Consider the following 23,068-nt stretch of genomic DNA (forward strand, 5'->3'; position numbering starts at 1 on the left):
CCCAGACGGCTGTGCTCTAACTCTATAATTTCTCCTTGTCAAGTACAATTTATACCAAATTAGATGAGCTTACCCTGTAGGCAATGATTTATATTCACCATTTATATCAAAGACAATTGATGGCATTCCAAGCTGGCGCTGAAGATGAATTATTCCCTTTGTGATATGAGATTTTCCACCTCCTTTCATGCCAGTGATCAGATTAACTTTTTCAAAACCGCCAGCGTAAACTTCTACTGGACGTTCCTTATATTCCCCCAACCAAATATTAATTCCTTCTTGATGATCTATAATATTTCGAGTTAGAAATTCTGGGGAAATTGGAAATATATCTACATTTCGGGTAACAACTTTACCCTCTGGTTCTCTCCATTCTCCCCTTTGAACTGAAGCACGCACTACAAATTCACCAATCAAAAACTCGTCGATAATTTCTTTTGGCTCATTATATGATCTATATTTAACTGTTGTACTATGAGCGCTGGTCAGAAGTCTAAATAACGCTTTACTATCTGCTTGTGGGTAGTTTGCTATTCCTTTTGAAATAATTTGAACGATAATACCATTTTCAATAACTTGTGATTCTTCTGCTTGACTGGTAATTTGTCCTCTTTCCCTCAAGTAAAGAACATCACCCACATCAAAGTCACGAACTTTAGGATAAAAAATAATACTGCCCTCACTTCCAGACAATTCCAAAAGTTGCGCAGATTCAACAGCTATTTCACTAGACAGAGAACATTTAGCAACCGCTTCAGAATTATCAGTTATGATCCTATCAAGATCTACATAGGGAGTTGTAAAGCCACTGGGTTCAGGTAAATTACTACGTGCCATAATTGATTTTTTCCTCGCTCAACTTATGATTTATTTGCCGAAAGATCCAAAAGGTTGAAACAAAACTTCCATACTTGGCTGCTCTTCTGGCTTGACTCCTAATCTGACAGCGACATCAGCCAACAAATTTTGAAAGTCTTGAAATAAAAAACAACTGTTTTGATGAGTTTCTATTAAGGGTTTAGGATATCCTCCGTAAATTCGACAATAGTTATAAACATCATTGATCACCTCCCTCGCTCTTTTTCCTTTACAATTATGCACATCAACCCTAAAAGTCATACTCGACGGACCAAACCCAAACCGAGCAGCATACATTTCTTTCGCCATTGTTACTCTAAGCCTTGGCTTGGTTCCCGACTGTTTTGATCGCGTTTCTTTTCTTTCTTGGCTGACTACATCTTTTAATGGAATGAAACCGATAAAATCAGCTCCATATTTTTCCGTCAAAAACTTTTGAATTGGGATTCCTTCAACAGTAATTCTGGTTTTTTTGCTAATGGCTACTACGTCTATACTATTTTGATCTGCTTCATATAGCATCCCAAGTTTTTTTGATTGATTCAAAAGATAGTTTTTTGGGGTATCATAACTCCTATCTGGGAGCGCCCCATCTATAAGAAGAATGCCTCCGTTATATTTTTTCAAAATTGCTAGAGCTTCAGCTTGAATAATCCGCTCTACGAAATTACGAAAGCGATCTTGAAGTTGATCTGTAGCTTCAATAACTCCGCTTTTTTCTTGGAGATATGGATATTCATCGACCTCTTTGACAAAAAATTCGGGTTCCCCTAGTCGCTTTCCCATCGCGTGTAGGACTTTGAGCTTGTTTTCTTGATCGATAGGGATCGCCCCTGTATTGTAGCGTAATATGATAACCTCCCCTTCGGAAGTATAACAACAAGCTGCTCCTCTAACAGCAAACACTGTACCGCCCTTCGGCAAACTTCCTAAATTGACTACACCCGCATCAACAGCAATGATTGGAGGTGGATGAAGTCGTTTGGGTCGTCCCATACGACTGACTTCGTTTAAACGTTCTAGCTTTAAATCTGATTCATGATCTGATGGAGTTCGATGGGTCGCTTTTTCAGAATCGTTTATCAGTTCGTGAAATTGCTCAGTTCGTTCGGGAACCAACAGCACCTCATTGCGATGGTCCTCTAAGTGTTCCCACGCAATTTGAACGAGGTTTTTAATATCCTGATTTTCTCAGTCTAAAAACTTGATGCTCACACCCAACCCCTAAACCGTGAATACAAATAAGGATCTGTCAAGTTTTTTTGCCCAAATCCATTTTCCAGATTGTACCATATCCCCACGCAGTTGTGTCAATGGTTGGTTAGCCTGTTTGTCGCTGTTCCTCCCTGTTGGCTCTGTAGTGGATCCCGGATAACTAAAGAAAGTCGTCCCGTAAATGGCACGGAACATCTTGCCCACAACTCAGAAACTAGGTTTCTTGCGTCTATGAGGATTTGCAGTTCCTCCCCGCGAAAAGTTCAAGAGTTCTTGAATCAGGGAGAGATAAGCCTGCGATCGCTGTTCATCCATAGCCGCGCACCGGGTAGGGGATAGCACCCCGATTTTACCCCATTCCCGAGACTCAGAAACCAGGTTTTTTCTTAAATCTTTGTGAAGCAACACAGATGCTGTCAGAAACCCGCTTTCTTTGACCCCACCTGCTGTTTTAGGGATTTGACCTGCACAATTCGGCTACAGTCGGTTAAAATAAATCCCATCCCACCCATTGTTACTTAATAATATTCGCCATCCTTAAATTAAGTCTGATAGGCATCCCGCCGATGCTTCACGCGCACAATCCGCACAACATTCTCCTGATCATCAATCACGTAAACCACACGATAATCACCGATGCGAATTCGATAGAGATTATCGTCCCCCTTCAACTTCACTACTCCTGGCGGACGAGGGTCGAAACTCAGAGTATCGATCGCCTCCCCAATGCGTAGCTGGAGATTGATATCAAGCGATCGCAGTTCCTTAGCCGCCGACTTCTTAAACCGGATAGCATACCCTTCATTTGCCATTCGCTTCTGCCTGGATTTCTTGTTTTAACTCCTCCCAAGATACCTCTTCTTCATCCTGACGAGTATGAGCCACCAACACATCATAGAAATCTTCCCATAACTCACCCCACTGAGTCAAATCAATTAATACAGCCTGTTTTTCTCCAGCTTCATTCACAACAAATTGAATTCCTTTCATAACCTTTTTTCCTGAGTAATTGAGTTCAAGGTACAGCCGAGTTAATTTTGAGATTGAATCCCAGGGACATTTTCCGTTAACCCCTCCCGAATCACATTACTATCCACCAGGAAACCCGTTATTCTTCACCCCGGGTTAAATTTAGGATATCATCAGTGTTCATGTCCCCTGTGGCTTTCCCCCGCAGACTGGCGATTAAGTTTACTCCTTCAAGGGCGGGTCGGGGGAGGTTGCGAAGGATAGCTAGGATTTCGGTTTCCGGGGTTAGCATAGTGCAACCGTTTTACGATAGCATCCCCATTCTACTCCAACCCCAGACTCAGAAACCGGGTTGCTTGCCTGAATTTTTGACAATTCGCAACAGTTGTGGCAGAAACCCGGTTTCTTGGTGTTAGGAACCGACTGCCATAAGTTGGGGTTTAGGAACCAGAGTATGCTCGGATTGACGGACGGGAATTTCAATCACAAATTCTGCTCCCTGTCCCGGTTCAGAAATACACTCGATCGCTCCTTTATGTTTTTCCACGACGATTTGATAACTAATCGATAGTCCCAGTCCCGTGCCTTTACCGACTGCTTTTGTGGTAAAAAATGGGTCGAATAATCGCGCTTTGATGTGGTGAGGAATTCCAGGGCCATTATCCGCGATCGCAATGATGATTCGGTCATTATGTCCCTGTTTTTTCACCCATTGGGTCCGAATGGTAATCCGGCTGGGGTTTTGACTAATTTCTTCAATGGAGCGGCTTTCATTATAACTCTCTAAAGCATCAATCCCATTACTGATGATATTCATCAAAACCTGATTAAGTTGTCCGGGATAGCACTCAACTCGGGGGAGTTTCCCATAGTCTTTGACCAATTCTATCCCCAAATGACCGGCTTTGGCTCGCAAGCGGTTTTGGAGAATGAGCAAGGTATTATCAATGCCTTCATGAAGGTTGGCCAATTTCATTTCAGCTTGGTCTAGGCGGGAGAAGTTCCGCAAGGATAAGACAATTTCTCGGATGCGATCGGCCCCAATTTTCATGGAATTGAGGACTTTCGGCATATCTCCTCGCAGAAAGTTGAGGTCAATTTCTTCAGCGATTTCTTCTATTTCGGGTCCCGGATCAGGATAACGTTTCTGATAGGCTTCTATCAATTTCAGCATATCTTGGGCATATCCATCCACATGAGATAAGTTCCCATAAATAAAGTTAACCGGATTGTTGATTTCGTGAGCGACTCCGGCGACTAATTGACCCAAACTCGACATTTTTTCGCTTTGAATCAGTTGTGCTTGGGTTTCCTGGAGTTGGCGTAAGGCTTGTTCGAGTTCGGCTGCTTTGGTTTCGGCAGCGATCGCATTGGCACAGGCGCGATCGTATAATTCCGCTTGATGGATGGCGATCGCCAACTGATCGGCAAGTTGCTCCAACAGTTCAATTTCGTTCGTCCGCCATCCTCTCGGTTTATGGCATTCATGGACAATCAGCAGTCCCCAAACTTCGCTACCCCGAGAAATGGGGACGCTCAAACTTGCACGAACTTGTAAATGTTGCCAACAGGCGAGATATTCGTCATTGCAGTGGGTTTTATACACATCTTCCACCGCTCGGACTAAAGGCTGTTGTGCCGATTGCAATTGGTCGGCACATTCCTGGTAAAAGCAATCATGTTCTTTGACGGCTTCGCGCAGACAGAGTTGGGAGGTACTTTCTTCGACAACAATTTTGCCTGCGGTTTCTGTGCTAAACTGATAGATAGCCACGCGATCGGCTCCCAATAATTGCCGCACTTCTCGCGCACTGGTTTGGAGAATCGTGTTAATATCTAAAGTGCGGCGAATATGTTCCCCAATTAATCGTAAGAGAGATTCTCGCTCCATTGTAGCACTTTTTTGGGCATATAAACAGGCTTGTTGGATGGAAATGGCGAGTTGATCGGCTACGGCGCGGGCGAGTTCGCGGTCATGTTTGGACCATTGGCGGACTCGGGAACATTGATTAATATAGAGGATAGCGTGGAGTCGGCCATTGGCTTGTACCGGCATCACCATTGAGGATTTAATCTCGGCTTTGTCGTATTCTTCGTTTTGTTTGCCGATGCGAGGGTCTTCGCTGACATCGGAGATAACGACTTCTTCTCGATGGGCGATCGTCCATTGGGTGATGGGTCCGTGGGTATCAAAGTCATCGATGGAGGAGGGAAAGGGGGGGCGACAGACTTCAAACAGATGCTCTCTACGGAAGGCTACATCGTTAGCAGCATTCCAGAAACTGCCTTCGCGGTGATGTTCGCCGGTGAGCCCTTCTTCTCGATCTTCGACGAGGTGGATCAAGCAGCGATCGACTTCTAAGGCTTCTAATAGTTGGGCGATCGCCTGGGTTAAAATCGTTTCCAGGTCGAAACTCTGCCTGGTTTGATTAACAATTTGATTGACCAATCTCTCTCTTTGTGCTTGTTTTTGAACGCGATCGTACAGTTGCGCTTGCCGAATGGCAATTTCCAGTTGTTGGGCGATCAGTTGGACAAATTCTACCTCGGCAGTTGACCAAGTGCGGGGATTCTGTGAGAGACAAGCGATAAAGCCGATCCATCCCTCTTGTCCTTTCACCGGCACTAATAAATTGGCAAGGGCATCCAGTGTTGCAGTGCCCGGGGTGGGCTGACCCATTTCCGGGGGCTGATTTTCGTGACCCTGTATCAAGTTTTGAGGGGGACGTGCTACAGGACAATTTGCGATGAGGCGCGTCATGGCACCAAAGGTACTCGACTCGTTCAGGGGACCACAACTGATCACCATTTGTCCTTGGGCGATCGCGCTGGCAGCCGTCCCAAAAATGTCTAAGGGATGATATCCCACCTCAGCCAGGGGTTTCGTCCCCTCTAATGCTGCTAATTCCTGATTCCGGGTCCGTTTGCAGACCACTTGCACCCGTTCCGTACGCTCAAAGTACCACAAGAAACTACAGGCATCTAAGTTAAGCATCGCGGCAATTTCATCCACCGCTGTCTGGAGGATGGTTTTGAGATCTAGGGATTGCCAGATTTGGTCGATGACTTTTCGCAACAAGGCGCTGCGCTTTTGGGGGTCTTCTATCTTAGTGTGTTCCAAAGGATTACTCAGGGAGACAGTAGGGATAACGCGGGGAAGCAAAAAAAAACTATTTAACATGGACAACACCTCACCGATACTCATGGTGGGCCGCTTAGATTGTAATTTCTTAAATTGACGAGGGACTGTACCCCGCACAGAACTCGGGGTTTTCTCAGCTTCTATTATTATTTATTTTTATCCCCTGATATTTTAACTTTTGTAAAAATTATCATCAATTCCTCAATTTTAGGACGAGGTACGGCTTTAAATTTAGGCGGGTTTTCAACCTAAAATTGTAGCTTATACTACCGTTTTAGCTTCTGCACAGTTTTGTCTTCCTGGGGATTTAATTTATAAAAATTTTGGAATTGACTTGAAAAAGGTTTATATATTACCATGCTCACCCCATTGCGTCAAGATTTGTCACCCTTGAGCATAGGGGGAGCAATAAACTTCGGGGTGCTACTGCAACGGCAATGATTCCCCAAAGGCAAGACTAGCCGCCGTTCACATTTCGGAGCAGGACTTACGCAATATTTAAGATGAACTCCTAAAGGTAGAACCCTCTTGGGCGAATCACCTCTACATTTTGGGTAGATTCTCAAAAAGAAACGTAAGTCCGGCTGCTGGGGATTTTTGAGTTTTACAAATGTAATCACATCCTAGAAACCCTGGGAGTAACCGGGACATCCCGCCGAAGCCTGATGAAGGGGGAGATCTTTGCCGCACCTGCTCAAGCCGTGATTCCAATTGGAATTGGGTAACAATTCTGAGTGATTGTTACCCTTCATAAATCTCTCAAATTTTAGATAGATACTCTTCTAGCTCATGCAGAATTTTTTCTATGTTTTCTAGGTCTGGTTCAGTTCCCTGGATATTTTGCTGCTGTCCCTTTGTATCGAGTTCTAAGGCAATATTTTGGATCATGGTAATGCCCATATTGGCGCTAGACCCTTTGAGTTGATGGGCTTGATGGCTAAAAGCGTCATAATCATTTAGGGTTAAGAAATTCTTCAACAGATTGAGGCTGACCCAAGCATCTTCGATAAATGCCTGTAAAATTTCTCGTTCAAATTCACGATCCCCTCCGGAAATTTCTTGTAAGCGATCCAAGTTGACTGCCATTTTAAATTCGCAAGATGCTAAGGATTACGTCGGTTACATTGAGTCGGCGAGGGAGGCATCCGGTTTCTGTCAATCCGTATTTTTACCGAAGTAATCTCATTTCAGAGTCAGAAATCCCAGGGGAAACTGCCAGATATTTAAGTGAAGTTACTGACCGATTCTGGATGACTGGGGTTAGGGGTTGACGAAGCTGATTAGACTGAGAAATTCGGATGTTTTAATTAATACGATTACTTAAAATAAAGCCTCCTTTCGCTACAAAAAATGATACCATACCCTGAAGTGCTGGGGAGAACAAATCCGATAGCCTGGGAGGGGGCGGCGATGGGGATAGAAGATTCCGCACTGGGGGTGAGTGGAAGAGGACTTTCGCAGTTCTTAAACTTCAACCGTACCTGGAGAGGCGATGGGTGAATCCCCCTGACAACTGGTCCCCAACAGAGTGGGGGATGAGATTTATGCGGAGGAGTTGTCAGGAGATCGTGATTAAACTGATAAACTCAGTTGAGAACCATTCTGATTTTTGCTGACTTCAATGCGGGCTTGAAAGGCTTCGCGAAATTGCGGCATATGGGTCACCGTGAGAATGCAGGCAAATTCCGAGGCGATCGCATTAATTGCTGCAATCAGGCGATCGCACCCTTCCCGGTCCTGGGTTCCAAATCCTTCATCCACAATTAACATTTGTAATGAAGTTCCCGCCCGATGAGCAAGTAAGCGTGCTAATGCTAACCGAATGGCAAAATTAATCCTAAATGCCTCCCCCCCAGAATAGGTTTCATAAGCTCTTGTCCCTCGGGCATCGGCAATTAAAATATCCAAGGTATCAATTAATTTGGTCGCTTTTTTGCTGCGTCCGCGAGTGGCGCGCTGAGTCACAAATTGCACATGAAGTTGATTGCCACTGAGGCGAGAGAGAATCTGATTGGTTTCTCCCTCCAACTGTGGTAGCACATTTTCAATCATCAAGGCTTGGATGCCATTTTTGCCAAATGCCGTTGCCAGTTCCCGATAAACCCGTTCTTGACGACGAGAGGTTTCTAGTTGTTTGCGTTGTTCTTCAAACTGACTTTGGAGTGCCGCGAGATGCTGTTGTTGTTGTTGCAAACGTCCTTTGGTTGCCAGCAAACTGTCAAGAGAGGACCGCAAAAGCTGGATTTGTTTTTCTGTCGCTTTGATGCGATCGCCGGGGTCGGGGATGTCCTGAAGTTGCTGATGCAGGGCTTGAATCTGCTGACGGACCGCAGTGCGATCGCCTACTCGCGCCTCCAACTGACGAGTTAACCCTCCAATCCGCTGCTCTATCTGGGGATATTGTTGCTGTGCTTGCTTTAACTCCTCCAGTCGTCCCAACCAGAGTTGGGCGGTTCTTAACGCACCTCGCAGGCGGTTATGTTCCTGGGGGTCATAGCCAATGGTTTGTAAGTGGCGATCGAGCAAAGCAATCTGCTGTTGCAAAGGGGAATTCGTTTGTTGCTCCTGTAATGCCGCTTGTAATTGCGCCAGTCGTTGTTCTAACTCGGGCTTTCGCACTTGTAATTGTGCCATTTGCCGTTGGGATTGCTGAATTTGCCCTTGCTTAATTTCCCCCCAACGCCAGCGTTTTTCCTCATTTAGGGCCAAACTGCGGTCTTGATCATTGTAATTTAACTGTTGGAGAGAGTGCTCCACCTGTTGCAGTTCATGGTATAATTCCCCGGCATAACTTCCCGTGTGTAAAGCCTGTTCTAACTGTTGTTTTTCCAAAGTGAGATGTTGTAAACGATCGCGGGAGGCTAAAGTGGCATCAATTTGAGCCTGTAATTGTCCCCGACGTTCTCGTAAGGCATTGTAGTGTTTTAACTCCTCCTCCAGTTCCCGATACTCCTGCCGCAGAATCTGAATTTCCCGATCGCTCGTTGCCAGTTGTTCTTTCAACACCCACATCTGATTGATCAGCCCTTGTTCCTGGGCTTTCTGCTTTTCAATGACTAAATCCCAGTGATGTTCACCCAAGGGTCTGTCACACAAGGGACAAAGTGCATCCGGGACTTGCAACATCTGGATTTTTTGCGTCACCGCTGCCAGTTGAGTTTCATAATCGGAGGTTTGTGCCATCAGCCGTTCCATAAAGTTGCGGCGTTCTAAGCCTTTTTCTCGCACCCGTTGTTGATAGACGCGTTTTTTCTCTAAGGCATCAATCGCGATCGCCACCTCTCCGAGACTATCCTCTAAAACATAGCTATGATCTTGTTCCACTTCCAGGCGATGAATTTGACCGGCAATTTCTTCCAGACGTGCCGATAAACGAGTCCGAAGGCGCTCAAGTTCCACTTGCAGGGTTTGTTGCCGCGTCATCAGGGGTTTGACTCGCGTATGTAGCTCATCCAAATAAGTGAGGCGATCGCGTGCTTGTTGTAATTTGGCGATCGCCGCTTCCACTTCCGGCGCTTTATTCAGAATCTCCACCAGTTCCGCTTCCTGGCGGCGAATATACTCCAATTCTCCTTGCGTGGAAGAAATTTGGGATTCCAGGGAAGCCAGGGTTTTGCGTTCCTGGTCCTGTAACTGCTGACGCTGTTGGCTGGCTTGTTGATAGGATTGAAACTTGGAGGCTTGAACTTCTTCAGCCGCTTGTAATTGTTGATATTGATGATATCCCGCCAAAATTTCCCCCTCTTGTTTGAGGAGTGCCTCTAATTCTTGGCGGCGACGATGGTTGAGATTAAGTTCTTGTTGGGTGCGATCGCAGTCGTCCTTAAGAAAGCGATCGCGGTCCTGGTGATGGGTGATTTGCTGTTGCCAGTTTTGCCGCTGGAGTTGGAGTTGTTGAAACTCTTGCAATTGCGATCGCTGATGGTTCACTTGCTCTTGACCCTTGAAAATTTGCGCTTCCACCTCGTCCAGATTTTGGGCGATCGCGATGGTTTCTTGTAATCGTTCCTGCAACGAGGCTAAACTTTGTTCCAGCAACTGGACTTGACCCTTCGCTTCTCGCGATCGGTCTTTTGCTTGTTCTGCCAACTCATCGTAATGGTCCAACCTCAGCAGAGTTGCCAAAACTTGCTTCCGTTCCGAGGGTCGTTTTAGCATAAACTCATCGGCTCGCCCTTGGCGCAGGTAAGATGAATTAGTAAAAGTTTCGTAGTCGAGTTTAATATGTTGGATAATCTTATCCTGAGTGGCTCGTAAACCTTTCTCAGTCAGCGCGCGGAACTCTAAATGTTCCAGTTGATTCGGAGTCAAATCCTCAGCCGTGGTAGCCACTTGAAATTCCAAAGAACTGGATTGACCCCGTTGGCGAGAACGAATTACCCGATAAATTTGCTGATTGGTTTGGAAGGTAAAATCAACCCGCGCTTCCATTTCCCCAGTATGAATAATATCATCCTCAGTTCCAGCACGACTATTTCCCCAGAGGGACCAGGCGAGGGCTTCCAGGAGAGAGGATTTTCCCGCACCATTTGGTCCACAAATACAGGCGGTATGCAATCCATGAAAGTCTAAGGTAGCTTCGCGATAGCTCAGAAAGTTTTTTAAACTCAGTTCTAAGGGAATCATATTAATCAGGCTTACTCATAAAAGGGCAGTCGCCCCAGGGGTTTAGGAAGCGTGAAGGGATAGGGATTATCGATGGCTGGGAAAGCCCGTTGAATCGACAGCAGCGATCGCCTTTACTCCCAAATTGTCCAGGGTTTTTCTGGCATTTGTGGTATTGACGACCAATTCAACTTTCTATTTTGAGCCAGATTTCCACCGGATTCTACCTTTTGACCCTTTAATTTTACAAATATTTACAATTACCCAAATTTTCCCATCCCTGATTGCCCAGGATGGGAAAATTGAGTCCAGTTTCCGTTACCTCAACCCCGTAATTTTAGAGTCATCTCCCCCATTCTCCCCATCCCCTGAAGCGAATCAGCCTAAAGTGGGTGAGAAGCAGTAAACCTGTGCCAGCTAGGGGTTAATCCCCCTTCTACATTGTCCCCCGGATGGGGGAAGAATCATCCCCTGGGTTGAAATCAGCTATCAACGGAACTTTTGCAGCGATCGCACTGTTGATAAAATTTCTATACCCTTCCCCATCTCCCCTATCTCCCGTCTCTCCCGTCTCTCCCGTCTCTCCCGTCTCTCCCCTATCTCCCCTATCTCCCCTATCTCCCCTATCTCCCGTCTCTCCCCTATCTCCCGTCTCTCCCGTCTCTCCCCTACCCGCGAACCTTCAACCAATCACAGCGATCTAACAGTAAAGCCAAAGCGCCCAGCATCTGAATCTGCCAGGGGGCCAAGATTAAGGCTACAACTGCTAAAAGTCCGGCTAGGGTCATGGTCATCACGCCCACGGTTTCCTCAGAGGAGCGTCGATTAATCAGAAAGGCACAGACTGAAATGCTTAGAGGAATTATATATACCGGATGCATTTTGGGTTCGCTCCTATTGAAAGCTCGTAAAAGTAACTAACGCTACAAAATTGCTACTCAATCCAATGTAGCACCGAATACCAAATCCGTCTCAGTCCCTTTATCTAAATTCCCTGACAGGTTTTTACGCTAAAAATAGCAGGTGACTGGCCTGAAATGGCCTAATTGTGGACATTTTTAGGATTAGCCTCTTGGTAATCTCAACAGCGGGAGTCAGAAACTTTCTACGCTCAGAGGAAGAGTCCGACGTCTCTACCCTTAGAGGTAGTTCCTAGGAAATGATAACGCCTAGATTTAGTTTCCGCAATAGATTGGTTAAAATAATTTTCCACTCCCCACCGGGCAAGAGTTTGAGGGTTTTCCTTTCTTAAATTAAGCCCTGAAACATCCTGTAAAAACCCAATTTAGGGCCCTGGGAGCATCTGTCTCTAGACTCAGTTCCATCCATAACTTCCCCGGGGGACTCTCGGGTCCCTAAGCCGGGAATTTTTAATCAGAATAAATACCTAAAAACCTTCTGGGTCCTCTGCTTGTTTGGAACTTCCTCCTCCAAAATCAATCCCATCGCCCTCCGGGCTATCAGATGATTAGTAATAGTAAAGCATAAGCAGCAGCACCGACAGCAAAGGCCCAAAATTTGCTTTCCCGTTCTTCCGGTAGTTCTTCCTTCAGGATATTCAGAATAATGCCTCCGGCTAAAAAGGCAAATAGCAGCGCGATCGCCTCCTGGGAAATGGTCGTGGCACGGCCAATCGCCCATCCTGTAATCACCGCTGCTGCCAATACCCAGCGCCCAATGTGGTTATAAACCCATTTGTGATGTTCGCGTAAGCCAAAGTCATTGACTAGAAAATGCAACCCCATTGCAATGAAAAACAACCACAAACTTAAAACACTCGATTCTTCTTCGGGATGGGCCAGCAGATAGCCAATAAGAGCATTATAAAGAGCAAAAGAAATAATATGTAGCCAAAATACCTTCTCGCTAGTCGCATCTCTTCGCCCGATTTTCACTTGGTGCTGCCGCGATTTTTTCGCCAGGTTTTCTAATCCGTAAAATAGGGAAAATCCTAACAGGGAGATCAGGTAAACATGATGTTCTAAAAACTCCAACCCGTTGAGCTCCGACGCCTCAACTGTTGCTTGTCCTTCACTTAGTTCAGGAAAAATGTGAATAAAAGTGTAAGCTACCGATACACCCCCCGCCATCGACAGCCAGCAGTTACGCGGAACCGAATCCAGAAAAAGCAGATTTTTGGCGCAAATATGAACGATCGCTAAGGCGATCACAAAGAGTAAAGATAAATTCATAGAGCAGATGAAAGGATTGAGAATATTGAGGGGGGAATTGCTCTTAGAGTTGCAGCCAAACAATAAAGCTTGTCCCCGGATGATTGGAACTGGGTTGGTTCTTCCAATTGGGATCTCGCCATTGGGGGGGAGTCGGACTAAAGACTTCGATTTTGCCTTGCATTTGGGTAATCAGTTCGCGGGCGATCGCCAATCCCAATCCCGTACCGGGAATATCACTCTGCGCTTTAACTCCGCGATAATATCTTTGAAATAACTGTTCTAAGTCTTGGGGGGGAATGCCCATTCCCGTGTCACTAATAGCGATCGCCATCAAGGTCACCCCCTCAATTTGGCGCTTATCCCCCACTTTCACATAAATTTGGCCCCCAGTCGGGGTATATTTCAAGGCATTGTCAATCAAATTGCTCAGGACTTCCCGCAGGGCTTTGGGATAGGTCAAAACCGCAGGCAATTCCGACGGGATCTCGGTAGTGAATTCCAGATGACGCTCGCTGGCGATCGCCTGGGCCGAAATTAGCAACGGTTCCAGTACAGCAAGGATATCGCAGGGTTCTAAATCAAAGGCGGGAAGTAACAATTGTGGCGATCGCTTCTCCAACCTCGGCGTTTCCGAAGCAACCTCAGTTTGCTCATCGGGAACCGCTTCTATTTCTTCCGGTTCAATCGCCAAATTCATCTGTTGCAGCAACTCTTGAACGCGATCGCTCTCGCGCAGGATACTTCCGGCAATATCTCGGGTCGGGTCCGGTTCCCGCAGGCGTTTTAACAACAATTTCCCAAAGGTGCGTAAGGCGGTGAGGGGACTGCGGACCTGATGCAGGAGGTTATCGAGCAAATCATGTTGTTCCGCCTGGAGGCGTTGGTGTTGGCGCAGTTGCTGACTTAACCACCGCTGCCGCCGATCCAAAATGCAGGCGATCGCGATGGTTTGGGCAATGCATTCAATCTGCATCCGTTCGCGATCGGTCCAGGGTCGGTCCTCGCGCCGCGTCACCAACAGTCCCATCACGATTTCTTCATGGATCAGGGGTAAGACAATTTGTCGGGGTTGCGCCAAATCTTCCCCCTCGGCGATCGGTTCATCCTCCGAGTTTAAATACCGGATGGGTTCGACTAAATGAACCGTCACGGGTCTTTGGGAGGAAGGGGAGATTAACGGCGGACCTTGAGCCAGGGGGGCCTTCGTTCCCCTTGTCTGGGTTTCCCCGGGAATTGCCGTGGGTGGAAAGTCGGGGGTCGGACGTCCGGGAATCTCCGTGGCAATCTCTGAACCGGCGATCGCCCGGGCGGGATTTCCTTCCCACACCACAGCGGTTTCGGGATAGGTCACAATCGGAATTAGCTTGGCTTCCCGATCTTCGGCCAGTTCTTCTGTTAAATACACCACGCTCACGGAGGATCCTAGCCCTTTCGAGAGCAAACCCACCTGTGATTTGCACAGGGCAACAAATTCTGAACTGGCTCCCATTCCCATCTTCCCTTATTCGATTTAATACAGTAACCCTGTCCGGCGCCTGCCTCTTTCCCCCGCACCCTGTTTATGCTGACTCGCTTCACCCTAGGACCGGACCCTAATAGTTCATGTTGGCAGAAATTGGGTCCGGTTGCTTACTTCTGGGGTAAGATACTTTAGCAGCATTGATAAAACCCGTTGAGCATTCTTTTATTTTCGGGCAATTCTGTGGCAATTTTGTGGCAATTTTATGGCAATCTCCGGGCGTCAGGGATTGAGGAAGGACAATCACCACAGGAATAGAGCGCCGCTTTCCTCGGGTAAACCGGGCTGGGGAATTTTGACCTCCTGCCTGGGATCCACTCTATTGATTTTTGTAACAAACTTTATAGTTTTGTGAATATTTCCCGTCTCCCTCTCGAAACGCGAGGAAAAAAACTCTGAAAAGGCTTATGAGATAAGAGATGCAGCTTTTTGTAACAAAGTTAGCAAGAGGGATTGATTTTTTTTATTACAGCGGATATAATCAGCACGACTTTTGTAACCATCACTACACCTGTCGGCTGAAATAGGAGGTAAGGATTTTGGCAAGGAGACGTAAGCGTAAGAGCCGTCGCCGCCAAGAAGGGCGCAGGATTTTAGAGCACGTGCCTCAGTATAGTATCGAAAGCGGTGAAGATAAGCCAGTCACAGCCGCCCGTAAATTCATCAAGGCAGAAGGCATCGTGCCCCCGGCTTTGTTGTTAGTCAAGAGAAACGAGCATACCACGGATCGATACTTCTGGGCAGAAAAAGGATTGTTCGGTGCTCAATATGTAGAAGAAAATCATTTCTTATTCCCCAGCTTAAAGTTTTTTGAGAGCAAAGCAGAAGTACCCCCTGTGGCCTTATCAGTCCGGTAAAAGGGTTTTTCTGTGAGTCATGAGAACTATCGGTTCAAAGAACCGGGCTACGGCGAGGGATTATACTGGGCTGGCGATCGCCTCGGATGACCCGTCGGTGCGTGCGTTCGCTTCATAGCGGACTCGAACAGAGTGCCTAGTAAATTTAGCAAATTTACAGGGGCATTAACCCGGTTTTGGCCAAAGCTGGCGTAATAGAGAGGCCCGTAACGACAAATGTTCCGTCAGTCGGTTGACTTGTTATGGGAAAAGAACGGTTTTAGTCCCGCATCAGGAGTCGCGATCTCTTAGGCGCGTCCAGTTTCCTTGGCGATTAGGGAAACCCGCGTTCCGTCGCGATCGCCGCGAGTTCTAAAACCTGAACTGTTCCCGGGCGATTCCGTTGCGCCACAGTCACAAAAAGTTTCGGTCTCAATCGGAGCTATCCCACTGCCGAAATGACCCCTCATCCTAACCAGGAACCAGGGAAAAAGCGTTTGGCCGCTCAAACTAAACTTTACGTCGGACTTGACCTCATTGGCTCAATAAGGAAACAAACCGATTAAAATACCACGCTTTTTGGAAATTAGCTCTATGACAAGCTCACGGGTTTGCATGGGGCTAATTTCTGCTAAGGTATCGCCCTCGGAGGTCACTACCGGATAAAATAACCCGGACGGTTACCCGGTTTCTAACCTTGACTGTACCGAGGTCCCAAGGTTTGCTTCAGCACGGCCAACTCATCTCGATGACCCGTGATTGTAATTCTATTTTGGGTCGGATTATTCCCCGAACTCTCCATTGACTTGACTTGGAGAGACACCTGTTCCATGCGACCGGAATTTTGCCAGTAAAACCATCCAGCCACTGGAGACAACAGAATCAACCCCAGAAATAAATTCCCCCCTTGTGGGATGACCATTGAGAGGATAAGGGCCAAACAGAGCATCCCCACTGCCGCCAACAGCGTCAAGAAAATCGCCAGAAACCAACTCGGACGAACATATCCTTCAAACGTGACCTGATTGCGTTCCCCGTCCACCGCCTTCACCCGATAAGCGCGGCGATCGAAATACCCTTGCAACTCAGGCAGAATCGACTCCTCCGGCTGTTCGGTTACCCAGTGGAGTTCCTCCGTTCGGTCTTTCACAGAAGCCCGAATAAAGAAAAACAACCCGATCGTCATGAGTAGGGTTAAAAAAAACGTTGATGAGAGAGTCGTATCCATCGGTTCTATCTAAATGACTTCATGACGCAATTTTACATAAATTTACAAACAAACTACGACTCGGGCCGAGTCTACCCTAGTCCTAGGGTACAGTCCTAGAGCCTAAGGACAAGAAACCGGATTTCTGGCCCAATGGGGTGCTTTTTGGGCAGCAATTTTGCAGGTTTCCTCCGGTTGGTCTTCCCAATGGGGTCCCCACAGCGGAGGAAACCTGCAAAACCGGGCCTTTGAACATCTCCCTTTCCCCAAAGGTTTCCTTAAATTCAAACCGATTTGAAAATATTGTAATTTTTGATGCAGACGATATGGTAGTCTACTATTCCTTACTATCCTGTTACATCGTCTTGCCATCCAGAAAGGCAGGTGCTCTAGTGCGTTACGGTGGCTTCCGTGACGCACTCTTTTCCCCAAAACTACAGGCAACACAAATCCGGCATTTCTGAGATCAACCCCAAAAGGAAATATCTCTCAGAGGATGTCGGGACAATTCCCAGACTGCCCCGACGCTTTATCCTTTAGTCCCTACTCGGAACGCTTTAACACAACCACCGATTGCCCGAAAACGGAGACCGGCTTATCCCCACTATAGGTGGGTCCATCTTCCAAAAAACTGGGTTCCTTGGTATCAATCACGGCCACCCACTGCTGTTCATTTAAGCCCTCGGGTAACTTAAATTCGATTGATTCCCAATGGGCATTAAAGAACAAGAGGAAAGTTTCGTCAATGACTCGCTGACCATACCGATTGCGCCGAGGAATTTCCTGGCCATTCAACAAGACGGCGATCGCCTTGGCAAAGCCCACACCCCACTCTTCATCCTCCATCTCGCTGCCATCGGGATTGAACCAGGCAATATCATTCACCGTCTTCCCATAAATTGGGCGGCCCTGAAACCACTTGCGCCGCTGAAACACCGGATGCTTGCGACGAAAATAAATCAGTTGCCGAGTAAAATCTAACAACTGGGCTTTTTCCTCCGGAAACTCCCAATTCAGCCAAGAAATTTCACTATCCTGACAGTAGGCATTATTATTCCCCCCTTGGCTGCGTTCCATTTCATCCCCCGCCAACAGCATGGGGATACCTTGGGACAGCATCAGAGTCACCAGAAAATTCCGCTTTTGCCGTTCTCGCAACGCCAACACCTGTGGATCATCCGTATCCCCTTCTGCACCACAATTCCAGGACCGATTGTGACTCTCCCCATCACAGTTATTCTCCCCATTGGCTTCATTGTGCTTCTCGTTGTAGCTGACTAAATCGTAGAGCGGAAAGCCATCGTGAGCCGTGATAAAGTTAATGCTGGCATAAGGACTGCGCCCTGTGGTTTCATATAAATCCGAGCTCCCGGTAAACCGATAGGCAAATTCACCTAACGTCTGGTGTTCTCCCCGCCAGAAGTCACGCACGGTATCGCGATATCGCCCGTTCCACTCAGACCATAACAGGGGAAAATTCCCCACCTGATAGCCTCCGGGGCCCACGTCCCAGGGTTCAGCAATCAGTTTCACATCCGAAAGGACCGGATCCTGATGGATGATATTAAAGAAAGAACCCAAATTATTGACGTCATACAGTTCTCGCGCCAGGGCCGATGCCAAGTCAAATCGGAACCCATCGACGTGCATTTCTAGCACCCAGTAGCGCAGACTATCCATAATTAATTTTAGGATTTGCGGATGGCGCACGTTTAGGGAATTGCCGCATCCGGTGAAATCCATGTAATACCGGAGATTGTCATCGACGAGGCGATAGTAGCAGGCATTATCTACCCCCCGCATAGACACCGTGGGACCGAGGTGATTCCCTTCCCCGGTGTGGTTGTACACCACATCTAAAATGACTTCGATTCCGGCTTTATGCAGGGCCTTGACCATTTCTTTAAATTCCTGCACCTGTTCTCCCGGTACAGTCGCGGAACTATAACCAGAATAAGGGGCGAAGAAGTTGATGGAGTCGTAACCCCAATAATTTTTGAGTCCTTTATCGGACAAATGTCCCGGATAGGCGAGGAAGTGATGAACTGGCATCAGTTCGATCGCTGTAATTCCCAAGGTTTGCAGGTGAGAAATCACTGCCGGATGCGCTAGTCCACTATAGGTTCCCCGCACTTCTTCGGGGATATTTGGTTGAAGTTGGGTAAATCCTTTAACGTGGGTTTCGTAAATGATTGTTTCATGGAAAGGGGTTCGTAAGAGTTGGTCTCCTTCCCAATCAAAGGACTCATCAATCACGATGGATTTGGGGATTAAATGAGCGCTATCGGTTTCGCTGAAGGAGAGGTCTTCGGCAGGGTCTTCCCAGTTATAACAAAAAAGTTCTGGGCCGTTGATCACATCCCCTTCAATGGCTTTGGCATAGGGGTCAATCAAGAGTTTGTTAGGGTTAAACCGATGACCGGCACCGGGGTCGTAGGGCCCATGCACTCGATATCCATAGCGCTGTCCCGGGGAGATTCCGGGGACGTAGCCATGCCACACCTGGTTATCGACTTCGGTTATAGAAACTCGTTGCTCTTTCCCGTCTTTGTCAAATAAACAAAGCTCTACGGCGGTGGCATTTTCACTAAATAAAGCAAAATTTGTTCCTTTCCCATCCCAGTAGGAACCTAAGGGATAGACTTGACCGGGCCATACTTCTAAATGCATATTGATAGGTTCACTCCACACGAATTTTTAAAAAGAATCAAAAATTGCGATCGCGAGTTGGGCCCGCTAGTTGAGGGGTCTGTTGGCGATCGCATTCCGTTGTTCTCTTTCTAAATTTACGGGCTTCGCTGTTCTATGGCTTCTACCGTAGGAGTGATGCGAAGTGTTAGGCGTTATGTTATGCTCACTACTTACTCTTCACCATAGCCCTTGCCCTCTCCCAGTCCCGGTCAGGGCGGCTCAATAATCGGCGTTACATTATATCTCACTTTCCAGGTAGGGTCAAGCACAAGGGCGGATTCGTTTACCGGATTAGTCCAGGAACCGCTATATATCAAAAGCGAGAAAAAATAGCCGATCGCCCCTGGATAGGCGTTTCCCTGCCCTCGTGGGATCTGTTCCTACCCTGCTCCATAATAAGCCGGTTCATGGCCCGGTTTCCATTTTATATTGCAGCCAATGCTAGGTTTTTGGTCTTCCGAGATGGGGTCTCCCGCCAATACGGCATCGATCGCCTCACGTAAGTCTTTTCCCGTCACAGGTTGATTATTCCCCGGACGACTGTCATCAAGTTGACCCCGATACACCAGGCGGCGACTGCGATCAAAGACAAAAAAATCTGGGGTGCAAGCGGCAGTATAGGCGATCGCCACCTCTTGGGTTTCATCATAACAATAGGGGAAGGAAAATCCTAAAGTTAACGCCATTGCTTTAAGATGTTCCGGGGCATCCTGGGGATGAGTCTCCACGGAATTAGAGCTAATGGCTACAATTCCCACCCCGCGATCGTGATAATCAGATCCAATATTGGCAAGTTCTTCTTGGAGATGCTTGACAAAGGGGCAATGTTGACAGATAAACATGACAACCAGTGCAGTTTTGTCCCCAAAGGTTTCCAGGGAGATTGTCTTGTTGGTCACCACATCCGGGAGTTTGAAATCCGGTGCTGGGGTTCCCAGTGCCAGCATAGTTGAAGGGGTTAAGGCCATTTTTTCTCCGGGGTTTTTCAAGAGTTGGGGTTCAGGCGTTTATTATCGGTCAGGAATGGCCCTCGGTTCAAATCTCCGCCTAGGGCAATTCCCCCTTAACTTCCCGTCCCTTTAAGGGTGCAATATCATAATACATTTGATTTGTCAACCGTAAATTTTCGTAAATTTTTTATGAGTGTAAAATGCAACCCATGAAATGAACCCCTGTAAACTCGGATAAGAAAACTGTAACCGTAGGCGATCGCTGGTTTTTGAGGGCGATCGAAATGCGCCGGTAACCTACATTCTTTTTTTAACCCAAACCTATCCCCAGAATGTTGTACTCTCTAAGAGAGTCTTTCAAATTATTTACTCAGAAAAATAGGAGGTAAAACCCTTTTATACCAAGACTTTTAAACCTTTTTTCTACCAAAATTATTCGGAAAATCTCATCGAAATTCATCAGAATTGAACGCCCCTAGAGTCGCCAGAGGGAATCTGTTACAAAACGTAATGATACTTCAGAGAATACTCGGTTTCACAGACTCCGTAAATTTGAGTAAAATTTTAATAGAAAGATTAAATAATTATAAGAAAGTATTTTAGCTATGACGGCGGACCTCCTGAGCGCACCCAAACTTAGCTTTTCCAAAGAAGAACTCCTGCAGCAATACGCAGGAGGAACCCGAGATTTTAATCGTCTGAGCCTAGCCAAAGCCGACTTAAGCGAAGCCAACCTCAGTGGCGTGTACTTAGGTGGAGCCAGCCTCACCAAAGCCAACTTGAGTGGAGCCAATCTGAGTCGAGCCAATTTAAGCGGAGCCAGCCTCAGTGGAGCCAACCTCACCGGAGCCAACCTCAGTGGAGCCAATTTAGCGGGCGCTCACCTGAATTGGGCCGACCTCAGTGGGGCCAACCTCACCGGAGCCATTCTCACCAACGCCGACGTGAGCGGCGCTAACCTGAGTGGAGCCAACCTCAATAACGCCAAACTCAATCAAACCTATTTAATCGGAACGAATCTGAAATCTGCGGATCTGCGAGAAGCCGATCTAAGTCTAGCCAGCCTCAATAAAGCCGATTTAACCGAAGCCAACCTGCATAAAGCGGATCTTAGTGGGGCCAAACTCAAGCAAAGCAACTTAAACCTCGCCGATCTAACTCATGCCAACCTCAGTGCCGCCAATCTCAAGCAAGCCAACCTCAGTCAAGCTCATCTCAATTGGGCTAACCTAACTAAAGCCGATATTCGGGAAGCTAACCTCAGTGGTGCGAATCTCAGCAAAGCCAACCTCAGCCAAACAGATTTGACAGAAGTGTGCCTCAAGGATGCCCAATTAAGTGGGATTAACTTTAGTGGGGCCAATTTAACCGGGGTTGACTTGAGCCATAAACTGCTAACTGGCGCAAACCTCAGTGGTGCTGAACTCAGTCTGGCTAACTTGAGTGGAGCTTATCTAATTCAAACCAATCTGAGCGAAGCGAATTTAAGTGAGGCAAATCTGATGGGTTCTCATTTGATGGATGCAGATTTGACAAAAGCCAATCTTTCCGGCGCGAATCTCTCTCAAGCTAATGTAGTGAATGTCAACCTTCGCGGAGCCACTTTAAAAGGGGTAATTCAACCCAATGGAAAAGCCCGCACCTAAAATGTCAGGTTAGCAAGCCGGTTTCTTGAAAAAATTGGGGGTGTTCGCCACAAGGCAGGACCTGAAACCGGGTTTCTTGTCGGTCTGCTCGACTCAATTGGGTGAGGGAAGAGTCATTTAACCCAGCACTAGGGGATAGATAGGGGAGGGAGTATAATTTATTGCGAATTATCTAAAATTTTGTACACAAATCCAGTTGTCCGAACAATCAATTGGCTTTTCGCGATTGCTGGAGTATAGGAGTGGATCGGGATAGGGCAGTGGGTATGCTTTGGGGGTTCTAGGCTGTGTCGGCTAGGAAGTCATACGGAATCCGGTTTTCAAAGACCTATAAAAACCCACACCCTCAAGGGTGGGTCTACAGGGACAAAGCCTGCCTCAGCCCGCTATGGGATAAAAACGACTTTTAACAAGCGGATTTGGTATCAGGCGCGCTTGCTCTCTACTGGCGCATCATGGGGGGGTTTAGGCTTAAAAAAAATCCAAAATATACCTCATAAACTGAAGAAAACCGATCGGGGTCTCCCTGTAAGGAATCGTTTTAGACCTAAAATTTATTTGTTTTTAGATGGAACCCAGATGACTGTTTAACCAGGCTTCATCTGGACGATCGCGATATGGATGACAACTGAGGCTTGCCCAAGGGCGTTTACTCTTCAACTCGTAACCATCCGCGCCGGACTGCATGAAGCAGGCGGTTGATGGCGTCCATTTCATCTTCGGTTAGTGAATCCTTGAGCAGCGCTCTCATCAAACCCCAGCGTTCTAGGTAAGTGATTTTTCCAGAGCGCCAGATTTGACAAAAAATTTCAGAAATTGTCAATTTGTAGAAATTTCCCTGAATTACCATTTTCTCCCCTCGTGAAAACGTAATGATTTCTTTAACTTTATTATCTCAAGTATGGGGTATTTTATCAAGTCAATTTGTGATTTAAAGCTCCGGACTCGTGTGATTTGAGTCCTAAATTCCGATAATTTTTTAGGCCCCCGCCGGAAAACCATTGCTCTATGAGCGTTCTTGCGCCTAGGCGATCGCTGGAAAAAATTAGGGAGAATAGAAACGGGGATCGAATCTTTTTTAGGGGGGATCGCGGCTCAAAAAAGGGATATTGATTCTTATGACAATAGGCAGTCCTTTCAAAGGCCCGGTTTGCACCACTCAAGGCAGGCTGGAACGTATAATTTACTAGCCTTATTCGCTTCCTCAATTTTCTGCCTTCCCTGCTCCTGCACTTCCAGCCTATTGAGATTCATTA

The 23,068-nt window shown here is 46.9% G+C and carries 17 protein-coding genes; 2 read left to right on the forward strand and 15 right to left on the reverse strand.

Annotated features, from left to right (window positions below; translation table 11 throughout):
* Nucleotides 1-69 precede the first annotated feature (69 nt).
* The 11 genes from NG792_RS10675 to NG792_RS10725 all read right to left on the reverse strand — a co-directional run bounded on the left by NG792_RS10675 (nucleotide 70) and on the right by NG792_RS10725 (nucleotide 14,452).
* A complete protein-coding gene (locus NG792_RS10675) occupies nucleotides 70-837 on the reverse strand; it encodes an ATP-binding protein (protein WP_261235425.1) in 768 nt (255 codons plus the stop codon).
* Nucleotides 838-867: 30 nt separating this feature from the next.
* Nucleotides 868-1,977 (reverse strand): DNA double-strand break repair nuclease NurA, encoded by a 1,110-nt coding sequence (locus NG792_RS10680; protein ID WP_261235426.1) that lies wholly within the window; start codon nucleotides 1,975-1,977, stop codon nucleotides 868-870.
* Between the two features lie 638 nt (nucleotides 1,978-2,615).
* On the reverse strand, nucleotides 2,616-2,885 hold the full coding sequence (locus tag NG792_RS10685; protein WP_261235427.1) for a type II toxin-antitoxin system RelE family toxin: 270 nt from the start codon (nucleotides 2,883-2,885) through the stop codon (nucleotides 2,616-2,618).
* The gene (locus NG792_RS10690; protein ID WP_261235428.1) at nucleotides 2,875-3,063 is read right to left on the reverse strand and encodes a hypothetical protein; all 189 of its coding nucleotides are present in this window, start codon (nucleotides 3,061-3,063) and stop codon (nucleotides 2,875-2,877) included. Before NG792_RS10690 ends, NG792_RS10685 begins: the two co-directional genes overlap by 11 nt.
* A gap of 118 nt (nucleotides 3,064-3,181) precedes the next feature.
* Entirely contained in the window at nucleotides 3,182-3,334 is a 153-nt protein-coding gene (locus tag NG792_RS10695) for a transcriptional regulator (RefSeq protein ID WP_261235429.1), read from the reverse strand.
* Nucleotides 3,335-3,454: 120 nt separating this feature from the next.
* Nucleotides 3,455-6,223, reverse strand: a complete 2,769-nt coding sequence (locus NG792_RS10700) for a GAF domain-containing sensor histidine kinase (protein WP_261235430.1) — start codon at nucleotides 6,221-6,223, stop codon at nucleotides 3,455-3,457.
* Nucleotides 6,224-6,943: 720 nt separating this feature from the next.
* Nucleotides 6,944-7,270 (reverse strand): Hpt domain-containing protein, encoded by a 327-nt coding sequence (locus NG792_RS10705; RefSeq protein WP_261200088.1) that lies wholly within the window; start codon nucleotides 7,268-7,270, stop codon nucleotides 6,944-6,946.
* A 486-nt stretch (nucleotides 7,271-7,756) separates the two neighbouring features.
* Nucleotides 7,757-10,810 carry an exonuclease subunit SbcC gene (gene sbcC / locus NG792_RS10710; protein ID WP_261235431.1) on the reverse strand — a complete coding sequence of 1,018 codons (3,054 nt, stop codon included), beginning with the start codon at nucleotides 10,808-10,810 and terminating at the stop codon, nucleotides 7,757-7,759.
* 647 nt (nucleotides 10,811-11,457) lie between these two features.
* On the reverse strand, nucleotides 11,458-11,670 hold the full coding sequence (locus NG792_RS10715; protein WP_261200085.1) for a hypothetical protein: 213 nt from the start codon (nucleotides 11,668-11,670) through the stop codon (nucleotides 11,458-11,460).
* A 579-nt stretch (nucleotides 11,671-12,249) separates the two neighbouring features.
* Entirely contained in the window at nucleotides 12,250-12,981 is a 732-nt protein-coding gene (locus NG792_RS10720) for a hypothetical protein (protein ID WP_261235432.1), read from the reverse strand.
* 43 nt (nucleotides 12,982-13,024) lie between these two features.
* Entirely contained in the window at nucleotides 13,025-14,452 is a 1,428-nt protein-coding gene (locus NG792_RS10725) for a GAF domain-containing sensor histidine kinase (RefSeq protein ID WP_261235433.1), read from the reverse strand.
* A 569-nt stretch (nucleotides 14,453-15,021) separates the two neighbouring features.
* On the opposite strand from NG792_RS10725, the gene NG792_RS10730 reads away from it, so the two are divergent.
* Complete coding sequence (locus NG792_RS10730; protein WP_261198143.1) at nucleotides 15,022-15,339, forward strand: DUF3155 domain-containing protein; 318 nt, start codon at nucleotides 15,022-15,024, stop codon at nucleotides 15,337-15,339.
* A gap of 670 nt (nucleotides 15,340-16,009) precedes the next feature.
* On the opposite strand, the gene NG792_RS10735 is transcribed toward NG792_RS10730, so the two are convergent.
* The 3 genes from NG792_RS10735 to NG792_RS10745 all read right to left on the reverse strand — a co-directional run bounded on the left by NG792_RS10735 (nucleotide 16,010) and on the right by NG792_RS10745 (nucleotide 20,184).
* Complete coding sequence (locus NG792_RS10735) at nucleotides 16,010-16,546, reverse strand: cofactor assembly of complex C subunit B (RefSeq protein WP_261235434.1); 537 nt, start codon at nucleotides 16,544-16,546, stop codon at nucleotides 16,010-16,012.
* A gap of 522 nt (nucleotides 16,547-17,068) precedes the next feature.
* Nucleotides 17,069-19,195, reverse strand: a complete 2,127-nt coding sequence (glgX, locus tag NG792_RS10740) for a glycogen debranching protein GlgX (RefSeq protein WP_261235435.1) — start codon at nucleotides 19,193-19,195, stop codon at nucleotides 17,069-17,071.
* A gap of 401 nt (nucleotides 19,196-19,596) precedes the next feature.
* Nucleotides 19,597-20,184: a thioredoxin family protein gene (locus tag NG792_RS10745; RefSeq protein WP_261198145.1), complete on the reverse strand. Its 588-nt coding sequence runs from the start codon at nucleotides 20,182-20,184 to the stop codon at nucleotides 19,597-19,599.
* Between the two features lie 587 nt (nucleotides 20,185-20,771).
* Between NG792_RS10745 and NG792_RS10750 the strand changes: the two genes are divergently transcribed.
* Nucleotides 20,772-21,812 carry a pentapeptide repeat-containing protein gene (locus NG792_RS10750; protein ID WP_261198146.1) on the forward strand — a complete coding sequence of 347 codons (1,041 nt, stop codon included), beginning with the start codon at nucleotides 20,772-20,774 and terminating at the stop codon, nucleotides 21,810-21,812.
* A 649-nt stretch (nucleotides 21,813-22,461) separates the two neighbouring features.
* On the opposite strand, the gene NG792_RS10755 is transcribed toward NG792_RS10750, so the two are convergent.
* On the reverse strand, nucleotides 22,462-22,662 hold the full coding sequence (locus tag NG792_RS10755) for a hypothetical protein (protein WP_261198147.1): 201 nt from the start codon (nucleotides 22,660-22,662) through the stop codon (nucleotides 22,462-22,464).
* Between the last annotated feature and the right edge of the window lie 406 nt (nucleotides 22,663-23,068).

Source organism: Laspinema olomoucense D3b (genome assembly GCF_025370785.1).
GTDB lineage: Bacteria > Cyanobacteriota > Cyanobacteriia > Cyanobacteriales > Laspinemataceae > Laspinema > Laspinema olomoucense.